This window comes from Streptomyces sp. NPDC026672 (genome assembly GCF_040638185.1).
Lineage (GTDB): Bacteria > Actinomycetota > Actinomycetes > Streptomycetales > Streptomycetaceae > Streptomyces.
This window is the reverse complement of sequence record NZ_JBEZXS010000006.1, coordinates 249,525-271,448: the sequence shown is the minus strand read 5'-3', so window position 1 is coordinate 271,448 and position 21,924 is coordinate 249,525. Positions and strand designations below refer to the sequence as shown.

At 73.9% G+C, this 21,924-nt stretch carries 19 protein-coding genes; 7 read left to right on the top strand and 12 right to left on the bottom strand.

Translation table 11 applies throughout. From position 1 onward, the window contains the following. Nucleotides 1–33: 33 nt before the first annotated feature. The gene (locus AB0F77_RS09635; RefSeq protein ID WP_361944133.1) at nt 34–1,803 is read right to left on the bottom strand and encodes a PLP-dependent aminotransferase family protein; all 1,770 of its coding nucleotides are present in this window, start codon (nt 1,801–1,803) and stop codon (nt 34–36) included. A gap of 47 nt (nt 1,804–1,850) precedes the next feature. Between AB0F77_RS09635 and AB0F77_RS09630 the strand changes: the two genes are divergently transcribed. Then, nucleotides 1,851–2,363: a carboxymuconolactone decarboxylase family protein gene (locus AB0F77_RS09630; RefSeq protein ID WP_361944130.1), complete on the top strand. Its 513-nt coding sequence runs from the start codon at nt 1,851–1,853 to the stop codon at nt 2,361–2,363. A gap of 9 nt (nt 2,364–2,372) precedes the next feature. On the opposite strand, the gene AB0F77_RS09625 is transcribed toward AB0F77_RS09630, so the two are convergent. Genes AB0F77_RS09625 through AB0F77_RS09605 form a run of 5 tightly spaced genes read right to left on the bottom strand, consistent with a single transcriptional unit; the run spans nt 2,373 to nt 9,550 of the window. Further along, on the bottom strand, nt 2,373–3,323 hold the full coding sequence (locus AB0F77_RS09625) for an ABC transporter substrate-binding protein (RefSeq protein WP_361944127.1): 951 nt from the start codon (nt 3,321–3,323) through the stop codon (nt 2,373–2,375). Between the two features lies 1 nt (nt 3,324). Then, nucleotides 3,325–5,304: an ABC transporter permease subunit gene (locus AB0F77_RS09620; protein WP_361944124.1), complete on the bottom strand. Its 1,980-nt coding sequence runs from the start codon at nt 5,302–5,304 to the stop codon at nt 3,325–3,327. Beyond that, nucleotides 5,304–6,422, bottom strand: coding sequence for a glycine betaine/L-proline ABC transporter ATP-binding protein (locus AB0F77_RS09615; RefSeq protein ID WP_361944121.1), 1,119 nt, complete (start codon nt 6,420–6,422; stop codon nt 5,304–5,306). The genes AB0F77_RS09620 and AB0F77_RS09615 overlap by 1 nt, the downstream gene beginning before the upstream one ends. Beyond that, nucleotides 6,419–7,969 carry a GMC oxidoreductase gene (locus AB0F77_RS09610; protein ID WP_361944118.1) on the bottom strand — a complete coding sequence of 517 codons (1,551 nt, stop codon included), beginning with the start codon at nt 7,967–7,969 and terminating at the stop codon, nt 6,419–6,421. Before AB0F77_RS09610 ends, AB0F77_RS09615 begins: the two co-directional genes overlap by 4 nt. 60 nt (nt 7,970–8,029) lie before the next feature. Beyond that, complete coding sequence (locus tag AB0F77_RS09605) at nt 8,030–9,550, bottom strand: aldehyde dehydrogenase family protein (protein ID WP_361944115.1); 1,521 nt, start codon at nt 9,548–9,550, stop codon at nt 8,030–8,032. 360 nt (nt 9,551–9,910) lie between these two features. On the opposite strand from AB0F77_RS09605, the gene AB0F77_RS09600 reads away from it, so the two are divergent. Next, a complete protein-coding gene (locus tag AB0F77_RS09600; RefSeq protein ID WP_361944112.1) occupies nt 9,911–10,600 on the top strand; it encodes a siderophore-interacting protein in 690 nt (229 codons plus the stop codon). Between the two features lie 124 nt (nt 10,601–10,724). Here the strand turns inward: AB0F77_RS09600 and AB0F77_RS09595 are convergent, their stop codons facing one another. After that, entirely contained in the window at nt 10,725–11,531 is an 807-nt protein-coding gene (locus tag AB0F77_RS09595; protein ID WP_361944109.1) for a hypothetical protein, read from the bottom strand. Nucleotides 11,532–11,839: 308 nt separating this feature from the next. Between AB0F77_RS09595 and purN the strand changes: the two genes are divergently transcribed. Both purN and purH read left to right on the top strand, forming a co-directional pair. Then, nucleotides 11,840–12,469 carry a phosphoribosylglycinamide formyltransferase gene (gene purN / locus AB0F77_RS09590; protein WP_361944106.1) on the top strand — a complete coding sequence of 210 codons (630 nt, stop codon included), beginning with the start codon at nt 11,840–11,842 and terminating at the stop codon, nt 12,467–12,469. Then, nucleotides 12,466–14,031: a bifunctional phosphoribosylaminoimidazolecarboxamide formyltransferase/IMP cyclohydrolase gene (gene purH / locus AB0F77_RS09585; protein WP_361944103.1), complete on the top strand. Its 1,566-nt coding sequence runs from the start codon at nt 12,466–12,468 to the stop codon at nt 14,029–14,031. Before purN ends, purH begins: the two co-directional genes overlap by 4 nt. Before the next feature lie 79 nt (nt 14,032–14,110). On the opposite strand, the gene AB0F77_RS09580 is transcribed toward purH, so the two are convergent. From AB0F77_RS09580 to AB0F77_RS09560, 5 genes are all read right to left on the bottom strand, one after another. Continuing rightward, nucleotides 14,111–14,563 (bottom strand): peptidase inhibitor family I36 protein, encoded by a 453-nt coding sequence (locus tag AB0F77_RS09580; protein WP_361944101.1) that lies wholly within the window; start codon nt 14,561–14,563, stop codon nt 14,111–14,113. A gap of 55 nt (nt 14,564–14,618) precedes the next feature. Beyond that, nucleotides 14,619–15,533, bottom strand: coding sequence for a hypothetical protein (locus AB0F77_RS09575; RefSeq protein WP_361944098.1), 915 nt, complete (start codon nt 15,531–15,533; stop codon nt 14,619–14,621). A gap of 153 nt (nt 15,534–15,686) precedes the next feature. Beyond that, nucleotides 15,687–17,237 carry a protein kinase gene (locus AB0F77_RS09570; protein WP_361944095.1) on the bottom strand — a complete coding sequence of 517 codons (1,551 nt, stop codon included), beginning with the start codon at nt 17,235–17,237 and terminating at the stop codon, nt 15,687–15,689. Next, on the bottom strand, nt 17,234–17,983 hold the full coding sequence (locus AB0F77_RS09565; protein ID WP_361944092.1) for an FHA domain-containing protein: 750 nt from the start codon (nt 17,981–17,983) through the stop codon (nt 17,234–17,236). The genes AB0F77_RS09570 and AB0F77_RS09565 overlap by 4 nt, the downstream gene beginning before the upstream one ends. Nucleotides 17,984–18,110: 127 nt before the next feature. Continuing rightward, nucleotides 18,111–18,740 carry an RDD family protein gene (locus tag AB0F77_RS09560; protein WP_361944089.1) on the bottom strand — a complete coding sequence of 210 codons (630 nt, stop codon included), beginning with the start codon at nt 18,738–18,740 and terminating at the stop codon, nt 18,111–18,113. A gap of 256 nt (nt 18,741–18,996) precedes the next feature. Here AB0F77_RS09560 and AB0F77_RS09555 point away from each other — a divergent pair, with 256 nt between their 5' ends. The 3 genes from AB0F77_RS09555 to AB0F77_RS09545 all read left to right on the top strand — a co-directional run bounded on the left by AB0F77_RS09555 (nt 18,997) and on the right by AB0F77_RS09545 (nt 21,756). Next, a complete protein-coding gene (locus AB0F77_RS09555; protein ID WP_361944086.1) occupies nt 18,997–19,851 on the top strand; it encodes a bifunctional methylenetetrahydrofolate dehydrogenase/methenyltetrahydrofolate cyclohydrolase in 855 nt (284 codons plus the stop codon). Beyond that, on the top strand, nt 19,841–20,314 hold the full coding sequence (locus tag AB0F77_RS09550) for a DUF3017 domain-containing protein (protein ID WP_361944083.1): 474 nt from the start codon (nt 19,841–19,843) through the stop codon (nt 20,312–20,314). Before AB0F77_RS09555 ends, AB0F77_RS09550 begins: the two co-directional genes overlap by 11 nt. A 290-nt stretch (nt 20,315–20,604) precedes the next feature. Next, nucleotides 20,605–21,756 carry a DUF2690 domain-containing protein gene (locus AB0F77_RS09545; RefSeq protein ID WP_361944080.1) on the top strand — a complete coding sequence of 384 codons (1,152 nt, stop codon included), beginning with the start codon at nt 20,605–20,607 and terminating at the stop codon, nt 21,754–21,756. The last annotated feature ends 168 nt before the right edge of the window (nt 21,757–21,924 follow it).

Sequence of the window (21,924 nt, the reverse complement as noted above, 5' to 3'; positions counted from 1 at the left end):
GGGCCTCGTGCCGTTCGTCGCCCCGTGCGCCGGTCACGGGAGTGCGCGGCACAGGGCCTCCAGCGCCGCGGGCCAGGCGTGGTCCGACGGGGTGCCGTAGCCGACGACCAGGGCGTCCACCGGGGGCGTCACGGCATACTCGTGGCGGAAGGCGGACAGGCCGTGGAGGGCCAGGCCCTGCCACGCCGCGGCCTGGACCACGGCCTGCTCACTGCCGGGCGGCAGGCGCAGCACCGCGTGGAGTCCGGCCGCGATGCCGGTGACCCGGACGTCGGGGGCGCGGACGGCGAGCGCGTCGACCAGGGCGTCACGGCGGCGCCGGTAGCGCAGCCGGGCGGCGCGGACGTGGCGGTCGTACGCCCCCGAGGTCAGGAACTCCGCCAGTGTCAGCTGGTCGAGCACACCGCAGACGTCGACGTGGCCCTTCGCCGCGACGCACTCCTCGACGAGCACGGGCGGCAGCACCAACCAGCCCAGCCGCAGCCCGGGGGCGAGGGACTTGCTCGCCGTGCCGGCGTACACCACGTGGTCCGGGTCGAGGCCCTGGAGCGCGCCGACGGGCTGGCGGTCGTAGCGGAACTCGCCGTCGTAGTCGTCCTCCAGGACCAGCGCGCCGGTGCGCCGGGCCCAGCCGACGGCGGCGGCCCGCCGGTCGGGGTGCAGCGGCGTGCCCAGCGGGAACTGGTGCGCGGGGGTGAGGAGTACGGCGTCCGCGTCGTCCAACTCGGCCGTGTCGGTGGACAGTTCGTCGTACGGCAGGGGGCGGGTGGTGAGTCCGGCGCCGGTGAGGAGGCGTCGGTGGACGTCGAGGCCGTACGACTCGACGGCGACCGTGCGGGCGCCGCGGGCCCGCAGGACCGTGCCGAGGATCATCAGGGCGTGGGAGAAGCCGGCGCAGACCAGCACGGTGTCGGGGTGCGCGCGGACGCCCCGGGCGCGGGAGAGGTAGGCGGCGAGCGCGGACCGCAGCTCGGGCCTGCCGCGGGGGTCGCCGTAGCCGAGGGCGCGCGCGGGGGCGGCGGCGAGGGCCCGCCGCCCGGCCTTGAGCCATTCGGCCCGGGGAAACCCGACGAGGTCGGGCACCCCGGGAACAAGGCTGTGCACAGGCTCGGGCACCTCCCGCACCTCCCGCACCTCCCGCACCTCCCGCACCTCCCGCACCAACCGCTCCCACCCGGCCTCGGCACCCCCGGCACCACCCCTGTACGTCCCTGCTCCCCCGCCCCCGCCACGCCCGCTCGACCCCGACTCAGCCGCCCCGGCGTCGCCACCGTGCGCCCCCTGGGCTCCCCCGACCCGCCGACGCACTCCTTCCCCGGCCCCGCCCGGCCCGAACTCGGCCGTCCGCTCTCCGCGGCCACGCGCCGCCTCGGCTCCGCCGACCCCGCCACGCCCCCTGCGCCCCGGTTCAGCCGCCCCGGCGGCACCACCGTGCGCACCCCCGGCACCCTCGGTTCCCGGCAGGCGTACGGCTGTCATCAGCCATGGCTGGGGGTCGGGTGCGGTGGTTGCCGAGGTCGGGGGCGTGTGCGGGGTGAGGTCGTCGGAGACTCTTGTGCCTGAGCCCTGGCGGGCCGTGAGCCAGCCCTCGGCGACCAGGTCGGCGTAGGCGTCGGCGACCGTGTTGCGGGCGATGCCCAGGTCCGTGGCCAGGGAGCGGGAGGACGGCAGCCGGGTGCCCGGCGCGAGCCGCCCCGTGCGGACGGCCTCGCGCAGCGCGTCGGTCAGCCCGCGCCGCAGCCCGCCCGAGCGGCCCGGTTCGAGGTGCAGGTCGACACCCGAAGTGGCCCAGAATTTCGCCATGGAAATGGACCATACTCCTGGGCTGCCCCGCTCCTAGGCTCGACGACATGACCACACAGGACAGGACCGCTCGGGAAACCCCCGGGTACGCCCCCGAGACCGCCCCCCGCCTCCAGCTGGCCCAGCTCGTCCCGGACGTCTACAAGGCGATGATCCGGCTCGACACCGCCGCCCGGCAGGGCCTCGACCCCACGCTGTACGAGCTGGTCAAGATCCGCGCCTCGCAGCTCAACCACTGCGCCTTCTGCCTCGACATGCACACCAAGGACGCCCTCGCGGCAGGCGAGACCGTCGAGCGGATCGTGCAGCTCAGCGCCTGGGAGGAGTCACGGCACTTCTACACGGAGAAGGAACTCGCCGCGATCGAGCTCACCGAGGCGATCACCGTGCTCACCGAGGGCTTCGTGCCCGACGACGTGTACGAGCGCGCGGCGAAGCAGTTCGAGGAGACCGAGCTGGCGCAGCTGATCGCCGCGATCACCGTGATCAACGCGTGGAACCGCTTCGGCGTGAGCACCCGGATGACGCCGGGCCACTACCAGCCCGGCGCCCGGCACTGACACCCCGGGTCAGGACAGCCACGCCCGCCATGTCGTCCCGTGGCTGTCCACCCACTTCTTCGCCGCCTGCGCCGGGGTCAGCTTCTGGTCGGCGATCATCAGCGAGACCTCGTTCTGGTCCTCGGTCGTCCACCGGAACCGCTTCAGCAGGGCCGCCGCCCGCCCGCCGTCCCGCGCGAAGTCCGCGTTGAGGTACTTCTGGAGCGGGGTGTGCGGATAGGCGCAGGCCACCTTCGCCGCGTCGGCGTCGCAGCCCTCCTCGTAGGGCGGCAGCCGCACCTCCGTCATGGGCACCTTCTCGAACAGCCACTGCGGCGCGTACCAGTACGTCAGGAAGGGCTTGTGCTCCTTGGCGAACTGTTTCATCTGGGTGATCTGCGCGGCCTCCGAACCGGCGAACACCACCTGGTAGTCCAGCTTCAGGTTCCGCACCAGCGCCTTGTCGTTGGTGACGTACGACGGGGAGCCGTCCAGCAGCTGGCCCTTGCCGCCGCTCTCCGCGGTGCGGAAGAGGGACGCGTACGTGTCCAGGTTCTTCCAGTCGGTGATGTCGGGGTGCTGCTTCGCCAGGTAGGTCGGCACGTACCAGCCGATGTGCCCGGTCACCCCGAGGCCGCCGGCGCGGGCGATGGTGTGCTTGTCGTCGACGTACCGCTTCTCCTGGTCCGGGTGGCCCCAGTCCTCCAGGATCGCGTCGACGCGGCCCTGGCTGAGCGCGTCCCAGGCGGGGACCTCGTCGACCTGGACGGTGTCGACGCGATAGCCGAGCTCGTGCTCCAGGAGGTACTGGGCGACGGCGACGTTGGCCTGCGCGCCCACCCAGGACTGCACGGAGAGGGTGACCGTCCGCGCGCCCCGGGCGTTGGCGAACGGCGACGCCTGCTTCGTCATGTCGGCGGCACCGCAGCCGGTGGTCAGGGCGAGGACGGCCACGGCCGCCGTGATCGTCGTACGGCGCATGTCAGGCTCCCTTCCGCGCACGGCGCCGGGTCGGCTGGGTCACCCGGTCCAGGACCAGGCCGAGGCAGACGATGGCCGCGCCGGCCACCAGTCCCGTCGCCAGGTCACCCTGGGCGAGGCCGAAGACGACGTCGTAGCCGAGCGCACCGCCGCCGACCAGGCCGCCGATGATGACGACGGCGAGGACCAGGACCACACCCTGGTTGACGGCGAGCAGCAGCGACCGCCGGGCGAGCGGGAGCTGGACCTGCCACAGCTGCTGGCGCCCGGTCGCGCCGAGCGAGCGCGCGGACTCCAGCGCGGCCGGGTCCACCTGCCGCAGGCCCTGCGCGGTGATGCGGACGACCGCCGGGAGGGCGTAGACGACGGCCGCGGCGACGGCGGGGGCGCGGCCGACGCCGAACAGGGCGACGACCGGGATCAGGTACACGAACTGCGGCATCGTCTGGAACACGTCCAGGACGGGCCGCAGGACCCGGTCGACGCGCTCGCTGCGGGCCGCGGCGATGCCGGTCGCGAAGCCGAGCACGAGGGTGACGGCGACGGCGGCGAGCACCTGGGAGAGCGTGTCGAGGGACGGCTCCCAGACGCCGAGCACCCCGATCGCGGCCATGGCGAGGACGGCGGTCAGGGCGGTGCGCCAGGTGCCGATCAGCCAGGCGAGGGCGGCCACGACCAGCAGCACGGACCACCAGGGCAGCCACTGGAGGCCGTCGCGCAGCGGGTCGAGGACCCAGGTGGTGAAGCGGCCGGCCCAGTCGGCGGTGCCGCCGAGGTACGGGACGCCGGTGTAGAGGTGGTCGGTCATCCAGTCGACGGCGCGGTCGACCGGCCCGGCGACGTCCACGGTCCAGGAGTCGGGCCAGCCGAGCCGGCCCAGCAGCCGGGCCGCCAGGGCGACGGCGACGGTGGCGACGGCCCCGTACGCCCAGCGGGCCCCGGCGCCGTGCAGCCGTCCGGCCCCGGCGCCGTGCGGGCCGCCCGCGCCGCCGCCCTCGTCCGTGGTGGTGCCCGCGCCCGCCGCGGCGGTCACACGGTCCAGGACGACGGCGAGCAGCACGATCGGGATGCCGGCGGCGAGGGCCGCGCCGACGTCGACGGAGGCGAGCGCCTGGTAGACGCGGTCGCCGAGGCCGCCGGCGCCGATGACCGACGCGATGACGGCCATGGACAGCGCCATCATGATCGTCTGGTTGAGGCCGAGGAGGAGTTCCTCGCGGGCCAGCGGGACGCGGGCGGTCAGCAGCCGCTGGCGTGCGGTGGCGCCCAGCGACTCCACGGCCTCCAGGACCTCCGGGTCGGCGCCGCGCAGGCCGAGCGCGGTGAGGCGGGCCATGGGCGGGGCGGCGTAGACGACGGTCGCGAGGACCGCGGCGGGGACACCGATGCCGAAGACCAGCACGACGGGGAGGAGGTAGGCGAAGGCCGGCAGCACCTGCATGGTGTCCAGGACCGGGCGCAGGGCGCGGTCCGCGCGGTCGGAGAGCCCGGCGGCGAGACCGAGGAGCACGCCGACGACGACGGAGGCCAGGACGGCGACCGCCATCAGGGCGAGGGTCTGCATCGTCGGGATCCACATGCCGAGCGCGCCGCAGGCCAGGAGGGCGGCGGCGGTGCCGGCGGCGAGCCGGGCGCCTGCGACCCGCCAGGCGACGAGGGCGCCGAGCGCGGTGACACCGGCCCAGCCCGCGGCCAGGAGGCCGAGGTAGACAACGCGTACGCAGAGCACGACCGCGTTGCTGACGTGGCCGAGGAAGTAGAGGAACAGGGGGTGGCTGTCCCGGTTGTCGACGATCCAGTCGCCGGCGGCGGTCAGGGGCTTGGCGAGACCGACCGTCAGCCCGTCGGGCCAGCTGCGGCCGTGCAGCACGGGGAGGAGGACCGCGGCGAACAGGGCGAGGAGGAGAAGCTTCGCCACGGCCCGGCTCCGCAGCACCCGGGGGGCGCCCGCCCGCAGCCCGGGGACGGTGAGCGTCGCCATCAGACCCCCTCCGGGGCGGTGCCCGCCCGTGCCGGTCCGCCGTCGCGCCCGCCCGCGGTGACGCCGGCGACCACGCCGAGCAGGCGCTCGTGGTCCACGACCCCCAGACAGGCGCCGTCGTCCATCACACGTGCGGGGGCGCCCGCACGGGCCACCGCCTCGATCGCCTCCGCGACGGTGGCGTCCGGGCGTACGGCGGGGCCGGCGCCGGTCTCCGCCGCGGACGCGGGACGCATCGCCGTGCGCACCGTCAGGACCTGTTCGCGGGGGACGTCGCGGACGAACTCGCGGACGTAGTCGTCGGCCGGGGAGGCGACGATCTCCTCCGGGGTGCCGAGCTGGACCACCCGGCCGTCCCGCATGAGGGCGATGCGGTCGCCGAGCTTCAGGGCCTCGGCGAGGTCGTGCGTGACGAAGACCATCGTGCGGCCCTCCTCGTCGTGCAGCCGCGCCACCTCGTCCTGCATGTCGCGCCGGATCAGCGGGTCGAGCGCGCTGAACGGCTCGTCGAACAGCAGGACCTCGGGGTCGACGGCGAGGGCGCGGGCGAGGCCGACGCGCTGGCGCTGACCGCCGGAGAGCTGGGCGGGCCGGCGTTTCTCCATGCCGTCGAGGCCGACCTTGGCGACGACCTCGGCGGCCCGCTCGCGCCGCTCCGCCCTGCCGACGCCCTGGATCTCCAGGCCGTAGGCCACGTTGTCGAGGACCGTGCGGTGCGGGAGCAGCCCGAAGTGCTGGAAGACCATCGCGGCGCGGTGGCGGCGCAGTTCGCGCAGCCGGGCGCGGTCCATGGCGCGGACGTCCTCGCCGTCGATGGCGATGGTGCCCGCGGTGGGCTCGATCAGCCGGGTGAGGCAGCGCACGAGCGTGGACTTGCCGGAGCCCGACAGGCCCATGACGACGAAGACCTCGCCCTTGCGGACGTCGAAGGAGACGTCGCGGACGGCGGCCGTGCAGCCGGTGCGGGCGCGCAGCTCGGCCGGTTCCAGCGCGGCGAGGCCGCTGTCGCCGGGGACCCGGTCGGCCCCGGGTCCGAACACCTTCCACAGGCCGTCCACGGCGAAGACGGGACCGCCGGTCGCCCCGGTCCCCCCGGTAGCCTCGGTCGCCGTACTCATCGCGCACCGCCTCCGATCAGGTCCACGGCCCGCTCGCCGACCATCAGCACCCCGATCATCGGGTTGACGGCGGGCATGGTCGGGAAGACGGAGGCGTCGGCGATCCGGATTCCGTCGAGCCCCCTGATCCTCAACTCGGGGTCCACGACCGCCTGTTCGTCGTCGGCGGCACCCATCCGGCAGGTGCCCGCGGGGTGGTAGACGGTGTGGGCGGCCTTGCGGGCGTACTCGCTCAGCTCCGCGTCGCCGAGGACCTCCGGGCCGGGACAGACCTCGCGCTCGAGCCAGCCCGCCAGAGGTTCGGTCCGCGCGATCTCGCGGGCGATGCGGATGCCGTCGACGAGGGTGCGGCCGTCGTGGTCGTCCTCGTCGGTGAAGTACCGGAAGTCCAGGGCGGGTTTGACGGCCGGGTCGGCGCTGGTCAGGTAGAGGCGGCCGCGGGACCTCGGCTTGGGGACGTTCGGGGTCATGGAGACGCCGAACTCGGGCCGCCGGTAGCCGAGGCGCTCCGGGTTGTCCGTGAAGGGGATCTGGTAGAAGTGGAACATCAGGTCCGGACCCGCCCGCCGGGGGTCGCGGCGCACGAAGAGGCCCGCGTCGGAGTCCATCGCGGAGTTCTCCGGGAGGGGGCCGTGGGTCTCCCAGACGATCACCGACTCGGGGTGGTCGAGCAGGTTCTCGCCGACCCCGGGCAGATCGTGCGCGACCGGGAGGCCGAGCGCCTCCAGGTCCTTGCGGGGGCCGATGCCCGAGTGCAGCAGCAGCCGCGGCGAGTCGACGGCGCCCGCGCACAGCAGGACCTCGCCGCGGGCCCGCAGCAGCAGTTCCTCGCCGTCCTTGGTCCGCACGTGCACGCCCTCGGCCCGGGTGCCGTCGAGTTCCAGCCGGTACGCCCACGTCTCCAGCAGGATCGTGAGGTTGGGCCGCTCGTCCATCACCGGGTGCAGGTACGCCACCGACGCCGACGAACGCTTGTTGTCCTCGGGGTGGTAGGCGAGGTCGAAGAAGCCGACGCCCTCGGTGAACGGCTGCCGGTTGAAGCCCTCGACACGGGGTACGCCCAGCGCCTCCTGGGCCGCGTCGACGAAGTCGCGGGCGATGGCGTTGCGGTCCTTCTCGTCGACCGGAACGATGTGGTTGAGCAGCCGGGCGTAGTACGCCTCCATGGGGACCGAGCCCCAGCCCGTGGCGCCGGCCGCCTCCCACTCGTCCCAGTCGGACGGCAGCGGCTTGAACGCGATCAGGGTGTTGTGGGAGGAGCAGCCGCCGAGGACGCGGGCGCGGCTGTGCCGGATGTGGGAGTTGCCGCGCGGCTGTTCGGTGATCGGGTAGTCGTAGTCCAGTTCGCCGCCGAGCAGGCCCGTCCAGCGGCGCAGGGTGAGGACGTCGTCGCGGCCGACGTCGCTGGGGCCGCCCTCGACGACGGCGACGGTGACGCCGGGGTCCTCGGTGAGGCGGGAGGCTATGACGGAGCCCGCGGTGCCGCCGCCGATCACGACGTAGTCGTACGTGTGCGGGGTGCGGGGTGTGTGGGGGGTGTCGGCCATGAGGGGTCGCTCCGGGGGTCGAAGGCCGGGTGGGGGGTCGGCTGGGGGCGGGCTCGGGGGTCAGCCCGCGAACCAGCGGACCGGCCTGGGCGCCAGGTTCTGGTAGACGTGCTTGGTCTCGCGGTACTCGGCGAGACCGGCGGGCCCGAGTTCACGCCCTGTGCCGCTCCTGCCGAAGCCGCCCCATTCCGCCTGCGGCAGGTAGGGGTGGAAGTCGTTGATCCAGACGGTGCCGTGGCGCAGCCGGGCGGCGACCCTGCGGGCGCGGCCGGGGTCGGCGGTCCAGACGGCGCCGGCGAGGCCGTACTCGGTGTCGTTGGCGAGACGTACGGCCTCGTCCTCGGTGCGGAAGGTCTCGACGGTGAGGACGGGCCCGAAGACCTCCTCGCGGACGACCCTCATCCCGCGGTGGCACTGGTCGAGGACGGTCGGCTCGTAGAAGTAGCCGTCGGCGGGCCGCCGGGGCGAGGGATCGGGGCGCCGTCCGCCGGAGCGCAGCACGGCGCCCTCGGCGAGGGCGCAGGCGACGTACGCCTCGACCTTGGCACGCTGCTCCTCGGAGACGAGCGGGCCGCACTCCACGCCCTCCTCGCTGCCGCGGCCGAGGCGGATGCGGCCCGCCCTGCGGGCGAGTTCGGCGACGAAGCGCTCCCGCAGCGGCTCCTCGACGATGAGCCGGGAACCGGCCGAGCAGACCTGGCCGCTGTGCACGAACGCGGCGTTGAGCGCCTGGTCGACGGCGGTGTCGAAGCCCTCGTCGGTGGCGCAGGCGTCGGCGAAGACGACGTTGGGGTTCTTGCCGCCGAGTTCGAGGGCGACCTTCTTGACGGTCGGGGCGGCGGCCCGGGCGACCTCGACGCCGCTGGCCAGGCCGCCGGTGAAGGAGACCAGGTCGACGCCGGGGTGTTCGGCCAGCCGGGCGCCGACGGTGCGGCCGGGGCCCGTGACGAGATTGGCGACGCCGTCGGGCAGACCCGCCTCGGCGAGCAGCGCGACGAGCGCGATCGTGGTCAGCGGGGTGATCTCACTGGGCTTGACCACCAAGGTGTTTCCGGCGGCGAGGGCCGGCGCGATCTTCCAACTGGCCTGGAGGAGGGGGTAGTTCCAGGGAGTGATCAGCGCGCAGACGCCGACGGGTTCATGGACGACGACGCTGTGCACGTCGGAGTTCCCGGCGTCGACGACCCGGCCGGGTGCCTCGGCCGTAACGAGGCCGGCGAAGTAGCGGAAGGCGTCGGCGACGCAGTCGACGTCGACGCGGCCCTCCTCCACGGTCTTGCCCGCGTCGCGGCTCTCCAGGAGGCCGAGCGCCTCGCGGTCGCGGACGAGGAGGTCGGCGACGCGGCGCAGCAGGGCGGCGCGCTCGGCGACGGGGGTGTGCGGCCAGGGGCCCGTGTCGAAGGCGTGGCGGGCCGCGGCGACCGCGCGGTCCGCGTCCTCCTCGTCGCCCTCCGCGACCACGGCGAACGGGACGGCGTCCGCGGGGTCGATGATCTCGCGCGTCGCGCCGGAGACGGCTTCCCGCCATGCTCCGTCCGCGTGGATCGTCGCCCGCGCCTGTCGTTCCGTTCTGTCCGCCATGTTCGGTGATGCCTTCCCTTCCTGGTCGGTGCCCGTGTGTCACGCGTGTGTGACTGTCGAGGACCGGATGCACCTGCCCCCTGGCCGGGATTGCATGCGCAAGGGGCGACCGGAAGTGTGACGCGTCACGGGAAATGCGGTCGAACAGGGGAAGAACCGGACCTCGACGCGGTCGGCGTGTGCGATCACCGCGGAACGTGAACGATCCGCGAAGGTGCAAACGACCGGGGCGCCGCATCACGCACTGTCGCGTCCGGCGGGAAACGCGTACTGTCGCGTTCGGCCCGTTGCCGCCAACCCCCCTTCCTCTTCCACGAGTTGACCCCGAATCACCCCCGATTCAGCCCCGAGGAGCCGTACGTGCCCGCTCTGCTCGATCCCGTTCTCGACCTGCTGACGGTGCGCGGCACCGTCACCGCCGCCGAGCCCTTCGCCGGCCGGATGCGGCTGCTGCGCATCGAGGGCCCGGGGCTCGCCGGCCTCGCCGTGCGCCCGGGGCAGCAGGTGCGCGTCCATGTGGGTTCCGGGCTGACCCGGCGGACGTACTCCGTGTGGCGCCACGACCCGGCGGGCGCCGTCGAGCTGTGCGTGCTGGACCATCCCGGCGCCGGGCCGGGGGCGCGCTGGGGGCACGGGGCCGCGGTGGGCGACGAGGTGCGCCTCGGCCGCCCGGAGGGCACGTTCGTGCTGCGCCCGGAGGCGTCGCACCACGTCTTCGTCGGGGACGAGACGGCGTCGGTCGCCTTCGGCGCGATGCTCGCGGCACTGCCCGCGGACGCGCGGATCTCCGGGTGCGTCGAGACCGGGACGGCCGCGGACCGGCTGCCCCTCGCCCACGCCGACCGGCTCGACTGGCTGATCCGGGGCGAGGACTCCCTGCCCGAGGTGGTGCGGCGGCTGGCTCCCGGGCCGGGCGGCGCCGCGTACGTCGCCGGTGAGGCGCGGACCGTGCAGGAGGTGCGGCGGGTGCTGGTGAAGGAGGCGGGCTGGGACCGGCGTTCGGTGCTCACCAAGCCGTTCTGGGCGCCCGGCAGACGCGGCATGGAGTGAGCGGGCGCTTGCCGGGCCGGCTACCGGGACAGCTCGACGCCGTGGGTCGATCCGGGGCGCGGACTCCGCGCTCCCCCGGAGTTCGGAGACCGGCTGGTTCCGGCGGACGCACGGCCGGACCGGTTCAGCTGCCCGCTCCCAGGAAGCCCCTCAGGTCCTTGGGGAGGAGGTCCTGGCAGGCGTGCTTGGACTGGGTGGTCAGGGCGTCGTTCACACACGTGTAGTAGTCGCGGTAGACCAGCTGGGCCGTGAAGGCCGTGGCCACCAGGGCCAGGGCCAGGGTCGCGGTGACCAGGCCCGTCACCGCCGCCGTCGTCTGGGGACGGCCGGGCTGCTCGGGGGTGCCGGGCTGCGGCGGGCGGGGCTTCATGCGCAGGGCGCTGCCGCCCCAGTACAGGGCGAGCGCACCGAGCAGCAGGGCCACGTACGGCCAGCTGAACAGGGCGAAGAAGAAGGCCCACATGCCGCTCAGCAGGGCGTAGCGCGCCCGGCGCTGGGCGGGGTCCGTCGGGTCCCAGCGCATGTTGCCGCCGGGGCCGCCGGGGCCTCCAGGTCCGCCGGGCCCTCCCGGTCGGCCCTCCGGCCCCTCGGGGTTCCGGCCGGGGCGCTCGCCGAAGCCGCCGCCGGAGGAGCGGCCGGGCTGGCGGTCGCTCCACTGGCTGCCCCACGGCGAGGAGTTCTCCGGCGGAGGCGTCGAGTCGTCGTCGCCCGCCGGGCGCCGGGGCTGCCACGGGCTGTCCGGGGTGCCCTCCGGCGGCGCGGCGAAGGGATTGTCGTCCTGGCCCGCACCGCCCTGTCCCCCGTCGCCCTTCCCGCCCGAGGGCGCGTCCGGAGGGGAGGCCGGCCGCTCCCGCCGCAGCAGGGCGTCACGCACGGCTCCCTGCACCGGCTGCGGGGGGAACGTGAGGAGTCGCGAGTTGCGGTCCGGCATCAAGTGAGCGTCTTCCCCTAGGTGAGTACGGCTGGTACGGCCTGTCCGGCAGGAGCTTCTCACCGGTGAACGCACCGCACGGCCACCGCGTTCCCGGACCCGCTCCCACCCAGACGCTACCTTCCGGCCACGCCCCCGTCCCGTGGGGGCCGTCCGGTGTGCCGGTATCGTTGCTGACGGCCGACCGCTTCGTAGACTTCCCCGTATCCCGGGGCGCGAAGCACTCGTACGAACGTCCAAACGGCGAACGCCGGCCGTCGTACGGGCCCGGCCGCCGTACCGACGCTCCCCCGAGAAAGGGCCCCATCGTGGCCGCCAAGCCCGTGGCCAAGCGCCTCGTCGTGCTGGTCTCCGGATCCGGCACCAACCTCCAGGCGCTCCTCGACGCGATCGACGCGACCGGTGCCGGGGACTACGGCGCCGAGATCGTCGCCGTCGGCGCCGACCGTGACGGCATCGAGGGGCTGGCGAGGGCCGAGCGGGCCGGACTGCCGACCTTCGTCGTGCGGGTCAAGGACCACGCGAGCCGCGAGGAGTGGGACGCCGCCCTCGCCGGGGCCGTCGCGGCGTACGAGCCCGACCTCGTGGTCTCCGCCGGGTTCATGAAGATCGTGGGCAAGGAGTTCCTGGCCCGGTTCGGCGGGCGGTTCGTGAACACGCACCCGGCCCTGCTGCCCAGTTTCCCCGGGGCCCACGGCGTGCGGGACGCGCTCGCGTACGGCGCGAAGGTCACCGGCTGCACCGTCCACTTCGTCGACGACGGCGTCGACACCGGCCCGATCATCGCCCAGGGCGTGGTCGAGGTCCGGGACGAGGACGACGAGAGCGCTCTGCACGAGCGCATCAAGGAAGTCGAGCGAAGGCTGCTCGTCGAGGTCGTGGGGCTGCTCGCCCGCAACGGCTATCGCATTGAGGGACGAAAGGTAGTTATCCAGTGACCGCCGACAGCAACAAGCGGCCGATTCGCCGGGCGCTCGTCAGCGTCTACGACAAGACCGGGCTCGAGGACCTCGCCCGCGGGCTGCACGAGGCGGGCGTCCAGCTCGTCTCCACCGGCTCCACCGCCTCCCGCATCGCCGCCACCGGTGTCCCCGTCACCAAGGTCGAGGAGCTGACCGGCTTCCCCGAGTGCCTGGACGGCCGGGTCAAGACCCTGCACCCCAAGGTGCACGCCGGCATCCTGGCCGACCTGCGCCTGGAGGACCACCGCGAGCAGCTCCAGGAGCTGGGCGTCGAGCCGTTCGACCTCGTCGTCGTCAACCTCTACCCGTTCCGCGAGACCGTCGCCTCCGGTGCCTCGCCCGACGAGTGCGTCGAGCAGATCGACATCGGCGGGCCCTCCATGGTGCGCGCCGCCGCCAAGAACCACCCGTCCGTGGCCGTGGTCACCAGCCCCGAGCGGTACGCCGACGTCCTCGCCGCGGTCCAGGGCGGCGGCTTCGACCTCACCACCCGCAAGCGGCTGGCCGCCGAGGCGTTCCGGCACACGGCCGCCTACGACGTGGCGGTCGCCTCCTGGTTCGCGTCCTCCTACGCGCCCGTGGACGAGTCGGTCTTCCCCGACTTCCTCGGCGCCACCTGGGAGCGCGAGAACACCCTGCGCTACGGCGAGAACCCGCACCAGCCCGCGGCCCTCTACGTCGACGGCAGCGGCGGTGGCCTCGCGAAGGCCGAGCAGCTGCACGGCAAGGAGATGTCGTACAACAACTACACGGACACGGACGCCGCGCGCCGTGCCGCGTACGACCACGACGAGCCCTGCGTCGCGATCATCAAGCACGCCAACCCCTGCGGCATCGCGGTCGCGGCGGACGTCGCCGAGGCGCACCGCAAGGCGCACGCCTGCGACCCGCTGTCCGCGTTCGGCGGGGTCATCGCCGTCAACCGGCCGGTGAGCAAGGAGATGGCCGAGCAGGTCGCCGAGATCTTCACCGAGGTCATCGTCGCGCCCGACTACGAGGACGGCGCGCTGGAGGCCCTGGCCAGGAAGAAGAACATCCGGGTGCTGAAGGCCCCCGGCGCCCCCGCCAACCCCGTCGAGGTCAAGCCCGTGGACGGCGGCGTGCTGCTCCAGGTCACCGACCGGCTCCAGGCCGACGGCGACGACCCGGCCCACTGGACGCTGGCCACCGGCGAGGCGCTGAGCGCCGACGAGCTGGCCGAGCTGGCCTTCGCCTGGAAGGCGTGCCGGGCCGTGAAGTCCAACGCGATCCTGCTCGCCAAGGACGGCGCCTCGGTCGGCGTCGGCATGGGCCAGGTCAACCGCGTCGACTCCGCGAAGCTGGCCGTCGAGCGGGCGGGCGAGGAGCGGGCGCGCGGTGCGTACGCCGCCTCGGACGCCTTCTTCCCGTTCCCGGACGGTCTGGAGATCCTCACCGCAGCCGGGGTCAAGGCCGTGGTGCAGCCGGGCGGTTCGGTCCGTGACGAGCTGGTCGTCGAGGCCGCGGAGAAGGCCGGCGTGACCATGTACTTCACGGGCACGCGCCACTTCTTCCACTGAGCCGCACCTCCCGTCCGACCCGACGTGACCGGTCCGGCCGTCCCCTGGGGGCGGCCGGACCGGTCGTGCGGGCGGACCGTCAGGTCAGCAGCGCGGAGCAGGCGCTCCGCGTCACCCACTGGTGCGAGGTGATGCGGTCGTTCACCCCGACGCCGTTGCTGAACGTGTTGTCGGTGAGGTTGTCGGCGTACAGCTCGCCGGGCAGCAGACAGGCGTGGCCGCCGCCCCAGTTGATGTCCTCGTAGAACTTGACGACGTCGTTGCCGCCGAGGAAGCCGCGGTTCATGACCGAGGTGGCCCTGTCGGTGGCGCCGGCGCCCCAGTAGGTGCTGTTCCCCGGGGTCGTGATCAGCAGGGTGCCCGAGCAGTCCAGGTCCTGCCAGGCGTACATGTTGCCGTTGCGCGCACCCCACTTGCTGTCGCAGACGGGGCCGAGCGCGGAGTTGCCGGCCGCCTGTGAGGCGGTGACCGGTACGACGACGGCCAGGGCGGTGAGCCCCAGGACCGCCGCGGTGGCGGTGAGCTTGCGCATGATGGTTTCCCCTCGTTTCGTGTGGAGCCGGTGTGGAGCGTCCGGGGCGCAGTGGTCAGCCGCGCTCCGGAACGATGTGGACCGCGCGGTCGTACGCCTCTCGGCCGAGCCGCCGGTACGTGTCGATGTCCTTGCCGTACCGGCCGCGCAGCCGGTCCGCGTAGTACGTCTCCCTCGCCGAGGCCACCGCGCGCAGCGAGGTCTTCCGGGCGCAGGTCGCGTCCGCGACGGCCGTCTCGCGCTCGGCGGCGAACGCCTCGTCGGCGCGGGCCGCGCCCAGCCGGGCGGTGTCGGACACGACGGCGTCGCGCGCCGCCCAGGGGTCCTCGTAGGGCTGTCCCGCGTCCTTCATGCAGCGGGCCCAGGCCCGCACCGCCGCGGTCAGCCGGCGGTCCTTCATGAGCTGTCCGGTGTACAGCGCGTTCACGCCCGTGGCGACCTTGCCGGTGCGGAACCAGACGGCCGGGTCGCCGTACAGCGTGCGCTCGGCCTCCTCCGTGCAGCCGCCGAGGCGCTTGCGGATCTCCCCGCCGCCCGGCAGCGGGGCGGTCAGCGGACGGGAGTCGGCGCCGCCGTCGAGCGCGGCGTCGAACGCGGCGCGCCGGGACGGGGAGAGACCGGCGCGGTAGGCGCCGTTCGGGTTGTGGGCGTGGGTCCGCGCGTTCTTCGCGTCGATGCGCCCTCCGTACCCGAACTCCCGCGCCCACGCCACGTCGTCCTGGACGTAGCGCACCGGCCTGCTCTCCCGCAGGCTCAGGGTGCGGTCCTCCCAGAAGGCGAAGCCGTGCCGTGCCATGCACCGGGCGGTCAGGCGCTGCTGGGCGTCGGTGACGCGCAGCTCCTGCCGCCAGCTCAGCAGTGCGGGGCGGTCCGTGGCGGGGACGGGGGGCCGGTCCTGGCCGCATCCGGCAGTGACGACCCCCGTGAGCGCCACCACCGCACACAGCGACGAAGCGAACGTACGCCTCATGGAACGGCCCCCCGTCTCCCATGGTTTCCCCCGTGCCGCCCGTCTCCGGTGCGGCACTCACACCATCGGGCACGCGGGGTGGAGGGGGTACCTCGGAGGTCTCAGGGTCGGTGTCGGGGCCGGTCGCGGCCGGACCGTGCGGGGGCCTCCTGCCTAGCGGGCCGGCGCGTACTCTCCGAGGTAGTGCGCGATCCGCCGGGCGTAGTCGCGGTACTTCGCCGGCACCCCGCCGGCCTTGTTCACGCGGTCCCACGAGGTCCGGTAGGCGGCGGCGACCAGGACGCGCCGGTCACCGGGGAGGTCCGCGTCCAGGCGCGGGGCGATCCAGCAGAGGTAACGGCCCATCGCCGGGACGGACTCGGCCGGCGGGAACGGCGGCGAGGGCACGGTCTCGCCGGGCGTGCCGTCCTCGTTCATCCACCAGCGCAGCACGCTCGGTGTCCAGCGGGCGATGCCGTACTCGTCCTTCTCCGGGTCGGACAGATCGGGGTCGAAGTCGCTCTCCACCTTCAGCATGGCGGCGATCAGGACCGGTGTGACGGGCGGCTGGTCGCAGTCGTGCGCCGTCTCGATGATGAGCAGCCGGTACGCCGACGGGATGTCCCGGTCGGTGCGCAGGAACTCGGGGCCGTACGGAGCGGGCGTGTGCGCCGTCGCCCCGCCGCCGGCCCGGTCGCCTTCGCCGCCCCGGGAGGCGACGCCGTAACCGAGGCCCGCCACGACGACCGTGGCCAGCGCGGCGGCCAGCACGGCCGTGCGCCGCGACAGCCGGGCGGACAGGCGGCGCGTCCGGGTGGGCACCCGCCCGGACGGCGGGGTGCCGGCCGCCGCCCCGATCCGGCGCAGCAGCGTCTCGGTGTCGATCCGGTCGGCGTGCGTACGGGACAGACAGTCCCGCACGATCTCCCGCCAGGCGTCCGAGAGTTCGGGCGCGAGCCGCAGCTCGTCATGGCCGCGGGCGTAGGCGGCGGCCGCGTCGCGACGGGCGCTCGGGGTGCCGCCGGGCAGCGGGAAGGAACCGGTGAGCACAAGGTGGGCCAGCACACCGAAGGCCCACACGTCGGCGGACGGGCGGATCCGGCGGCCGCGTTCGCCGATCTCCGCCCACAGCAGCTCCGGCGGCGTGTAGTCGGGGGTGGAGAAGGCGGGTGTGTAGGCGTGGGTGCCTTCCAGCTCGGCGGCCATGTTGAAGTCCGCGAGCCGGGCCGAACCGTCCGCCATCAGCAGCACGTTGGCGGGCTTCAGATCGCCGTGCACCCAGCCCGCGCGGTGCAGCTGGGCCAGCCCCTCGCAGATCTGGGCGAGCAGCGTGGGCCCGGTGGCCGGGCGCGGCGCGGTGGCGAGCAGGGCGGACAGGGAGCGCTCGGCGCGTTCCAGGACGAGGACGGTGGCGCCGTCGAGGGCGGGGGTCCCCGGGTCGTCGACGACGAGGATCTGGTACAGCCGGATCAGCCGCGGGCGCGTCAGCCGGCGGTACAACTCGATCTCCCGCTGCACCAGTTCGCGCAGGTGGGCCAGCTGGCGCGGGGTGTCCGTGCCGGTCGGCATGAACTTCAGGGCGGCCGTGCGCGGCAGCCCCTCGCCGTCACCGGTGCGGCGCCCCGCGTAGACGCTGCCGAAGGCGCCGGTGGCGATCGGCTCGCGCACCTCCCAGACACCGACCCGGTAGCCCTTGGGCACCGGGACGGCGTACGGCTCGGTCACCGTGTCACCCGGCGGCCGGACGCGGCGGCGAGCACGATCAGGTCGTCCTCGCGCACCAGGTCGAAGCGGAGCGCAAGGGAGACCAGGGACTCCTTCTTGCCGTTGAGGCGCGGGCCCGGGTCGGCGGTCTCGGGGCCGGGTTTGAGGCGCAGCTTCACGGCCAGGTAGTCGATGTTCCACTGCACGGTGGTGCGGGAGGCGGCCGGCCAGCCGGGGCGCAGCCGTTCGACGACCTGGTCGACGGTGGGCAGCGGGGCGTGCGGGGCGCCGCGCAGCCGGGGCTCGCACAGCGCGGCCAGCACCGCGAAGTAGCGCTTGGTGCGGTCGACGGAGAACGCCGGGGCCGTGGTGTCGCCGTCCGCGCCCGCGCCGTCGCGCAGATAGTCGTGGCGCGGGGCCCACACCTCGACCGACAGCAGGTCGCCCGCGGCGGGCAGCACGATCCGGGAGAACTCGAACGGCACCGGGGCGTCCAGCCGGCCCGGTCCGACCTTGATGTGCTCGCCCGCCCCCTCCGGGTTCTCCACGACGTACGTCTGGTGGGCGGAGAGGTTGCTGAGCGTCCAGAACGCGCCCTGGGCGCCGATCGCGCCGGCCCGGCGCGAGACCCCTTCGTGCGGGATCGCCAGGTCGTTGCCGGGCGCGGATCGCCCGAAGGTGAGGCGCTCGCCGGGGGCGAGCCGGATCTGGGTGCGGTGGCGGTCGTCCTCCGTGGTCGGCGGAGGTACCACGATGATGCTGTACAAGCTGCGTCTCCCCGTGCCCGACGGCTACCACGGCCAGCCTAGGACGACACGACGGGGCCGTGTCCCCCTCGTGCGGGTGAGACACGGCCCTCGGCGGTGTTTGGCGTGAAGACGCCGACCGGTGCGGTCAGTTGGAGCGGATCACGATGGAGGAGCAGACCTTGTCGGCGAACGTCTGCTTCTTCGAGTCCCACAGCGGCCACAGCCAGCCCAGGTAGCACGCCAGGCTGTCCAGGAAGTGCGCGATGCGGCGGACGAAGGCCATGCCCACGCCGAGCGGCTGGCCGGAGTCCTCCTTCACCAGCCGGATGCCGACCGTCTTCTTGCCGATGGTCTGCCCGGTGCGGCCCTCCTGGATCAACTGCCAGATCGCCAGCCCGATGATGGCGAGGAAGCCGATGACGGTCAGCGCGGCGATCTTCTGGCTGCCGCCGACGATGATGAGGATGTAGGGCACGGCGAACACGAGGCCGTCCACGATCGTGCCCAGGAAGCGCAGGCCCCAGTGGGCGTAGGGCGGCTGGACGCCGTAACCCTGCTGGTAGCCCTGGGGCGGGTAGCCGGGGCCCTGCTGGTGCGGGACGCCCGGGGCCTGCGGGTAGCCGTAGCCCGGCTGGGGCTGCTGCTGGGGGTAGCCGTAGCCCGGCTGGGGGTTCTGCGGCTGACCGTAGGGGTTCTGCGGGTTCTGCGGCTGCCCGTAAGGGTTCTGCGGGTTCTGGGGCTGACCGTACGGGTTCTGGGGCGAGCCGAAACTCATGGTCGTTGTTCCTCCGTTGCACTGCCGGGGACGACGCGGCATGCGCGGAGGAACGTCAGAGATCGAGCGGTTTGCCCCCCACCACGGACCGCGATACTGCGCCGTTCATCGTGGTAGGCCAGACAAGTCCTTGTCCAGCCGCATTCCGCAGGTGTTGTGCAAGTGCAACATCGGCGATCTTGCTGGAAGCCGGGGCAAAAGGACGAGGCGCCCCCTGATTGGAACCCGAGGGCGGTCATCCGCGAGGATGGGGGGCATGACCGCCCAGATTCTCGATGGCAAGGCCACCGCAGCAGCGATCAAGTCCGATCTGACCGCCCGCGTGGCGGCGCTGAAGGAGAAGGGCGTCACGCCCGGCCTCGGCACGATCCTCGTCGGGGACGACCCCGGCAGCCAGAAGTACGTCGCCGGCAAGCACCGCGACTGCGCGCAGGTCGGCATCGCCTCCATCCAGCGCGAGCTGCCCGCCACCGCCACCCAGGACGAGATCGAGGCGGTCGTCCGCGAGCTGAACGAGGACCCGGCCTGCACCGGCTACATCGTGCAGCTGCCGCTGCCCAAGGGCATCGACGAGAACCGCATCCTCGAACTGATGGACCCCGACAAGGACGCCGACGGCCTCCACCCGATGAACCTCGGGCGGCTGGTCCTGAACGAGCCGGCCCCGCTGCCCTGCACCCCCAACGGCGTGCTCACCCTGCTGCGCAGCCACGGCGTGGAGATCAAGGGCGCCGAGGTCGTGGTCGTCGGCCGCGGCGTGACCATCGGCCGCCCGATGCCGCTGCTGCTCACCCGCCGCAGCGAGAACGCCACGGTGACCCAGTGCCACACCGGCACCCGTGACCTCTCCACCCATCTGCGGCGCGCGGACATCATCGTCGCCGCCGCCGGGTCCGCCCATCTCGTGCGGCCCGAGGACGTCAAGCCGGGCGCCGCGGTGCTCGACGTCGGCGTCTCCCGCAGCGCCGAGGGCAAGATCGTCGGCGATGTCCACCCCGGGGTCGCCGAGGTGGCCGGCTGGATCTCCCCGAACCCGGGCGGCGTGGGCCCGATGACCCGTGCGCAGCTGCTCGTCAACGTGGTCGAGGCGGCGGAGCGCAGTGCCGGCTGAGGACACCCACGACCACGCGGAACCCACCGCCCGCGACGCGGTGAGCGCGCCCGACGCGCAGGGTCGCCCGCGGCGCGCCACGCGCCGCTTCCCGCTGTTCACCAAGGACACCGCGCGTCCCGAGGGCGGCGGCCGGGCCGCGCCGGGCGGCGCCCCGGCGCCCGCCCGGCAGTGGCCGATGCTCGTCGTCCTGGGAACGGTCGCGCTCGGCCTGCTGCTGACCGCGCTCGACGTCTTCCGCGCCGGGTTGCTGCTGATCGGCGTCGGCCTGCTGGCCGGTGCCGTGCTGCGCTGGGTGCTGCCCGGTGTCGGCATGCTCGCGGTGCGCTCGCGGTTCACGGACATCGCCACCTACGGCGGGATGGGCCTCGCCATCGTGCTGCTCGCGATGATGGCCCAGCCGAAGCCGTGGCTGGTGATCCCGTTCCTCAACGACACGCTGCACTTCACGATGAACCAGTAGGGCCGGCCGGTTCCGGCGGAACCGGCCGGAACCCGTGACACCCGCCCCACCGCCGGCGGCGGCCCGTCCCCTCCCCCGAGCAAGGACGGACCGCCGCCGCGCACCCAGCCTCCCGTGCCGCGAACTGCCTGTTCAACGGCTGTCCGCGCGCTGTGGCACGGAAGTGACCGTTCCGCCACGGTGTCCGGGCCCTGCCACAAAGGCCCCGGCCCGGTTTCCGGGCGGGGACGTTCCGGGTGCAACGGTCTAACGTGTTCCATACCGACCGGGGGGAAAGAGGGGGGAGAGCGATGCCTCGTTGGAAAGCCCTGCCGGACGAACTCGACCCGCAGATCAAGGAGTTCACCAGCCAGCTGCGGCGGCTCGTGGACCGCAGCGGGCTGAGCGTCGCGGCACTGGCCGACCGCACGGGCTACAGCAGGACGTCCTGGGAGCGTTATCTGGGCGGCCGGCTCCTGGCACCGAAGGGCGCCGTCGTGGCGCTCGCCGAGGTGACCGGGACCAATCCCGTGCACCTGACGACGATGTGGGAGCTCGCCGAACGCGCCTGGAGCCGCGCGGAGATGCGCCACGACATGACCATCGAGGCGATACGCGTCTCCCAGGCGCGCGCCGCGCTGGGGGAGTTCGGGGGACCTCCGGTGCCGGGCACCGCGACCCGCAACGGCTCCGGCACCACGGCGGCGCCGGGCGCCCCGGGCCTCGGGGGCGGGTCCCCGGCGATCCCGCAGCAGCCGACGGGCGCCGAGGCGGAGGCCCGGCGGGGCGGTGCGGAGCCCGTGGTCAACTCCTGGAACCTGGCCGGGTACGAGGGTCCGTCGAGGGTGAGCGCGCGCCCGGCCGCGAGGCCGCAGGTGCCGGCGCCGACGGCGGACGGCGGCTTCGGCCCGGCACCGGGCACCCCGTCCCCGTACGGCGAACGGCCCCGTCCGCGGCGGCCCGCGCCGCCCGCGCGACGGCGGCGGCTGACGATGTTCCTCGCGGGGGCGGCCGGTGTACTCGTCCTCGTCGGAGCGGTCCTCCTCTTCACCCGCGGGGCCGGCGGCGGGGGCGAGGACGCCGTCGAGTCCCCCTCCCCGTCCGCCAGCACACGCGCACTGCCCGCCGGGGTGAAGTGCGTCGACGCCGGCTGCACCGGCAAGGACGCGGAGGCCATGGGGTGCAGCAGCGGCGACCTGGCCACCACCGCGAAGACCGCGGTCCTCGGCACCGCCACCCTCGAAGTCCGCTACAGCAAGACCTGCGGCGCGGCCTGGGGCCGGGTCACCGGTGCCGTGCCGGGCGACGAGGTCAGGGTGAGCGCGGGGAAGACGGAGCAGAAGGGCAGGCTCACCGACGCGGGGGACACCATCGCGTACACCCCGATGGTGGCGGTGAAGGACGCGGCCGAGGCGCGGGCCTGCGCGGTCCTCGTGTCCGGCGGCACCGGCTGCACCTCGTAGGAGGGCGGGGGGAGCGGCCGCCGTCCGGGCGCGCGGAAGAATCACGTCCGGAAAGGCATGGCCCGGCGAAAGGCGGGAACGCGAACCGTTACCCCCACGGGAGTCCGGCACGTTCGGTCCCCGACCGGCGGCCGTCTTCGTCTTCCCTCTCCCGGACGGGCGGCCGCC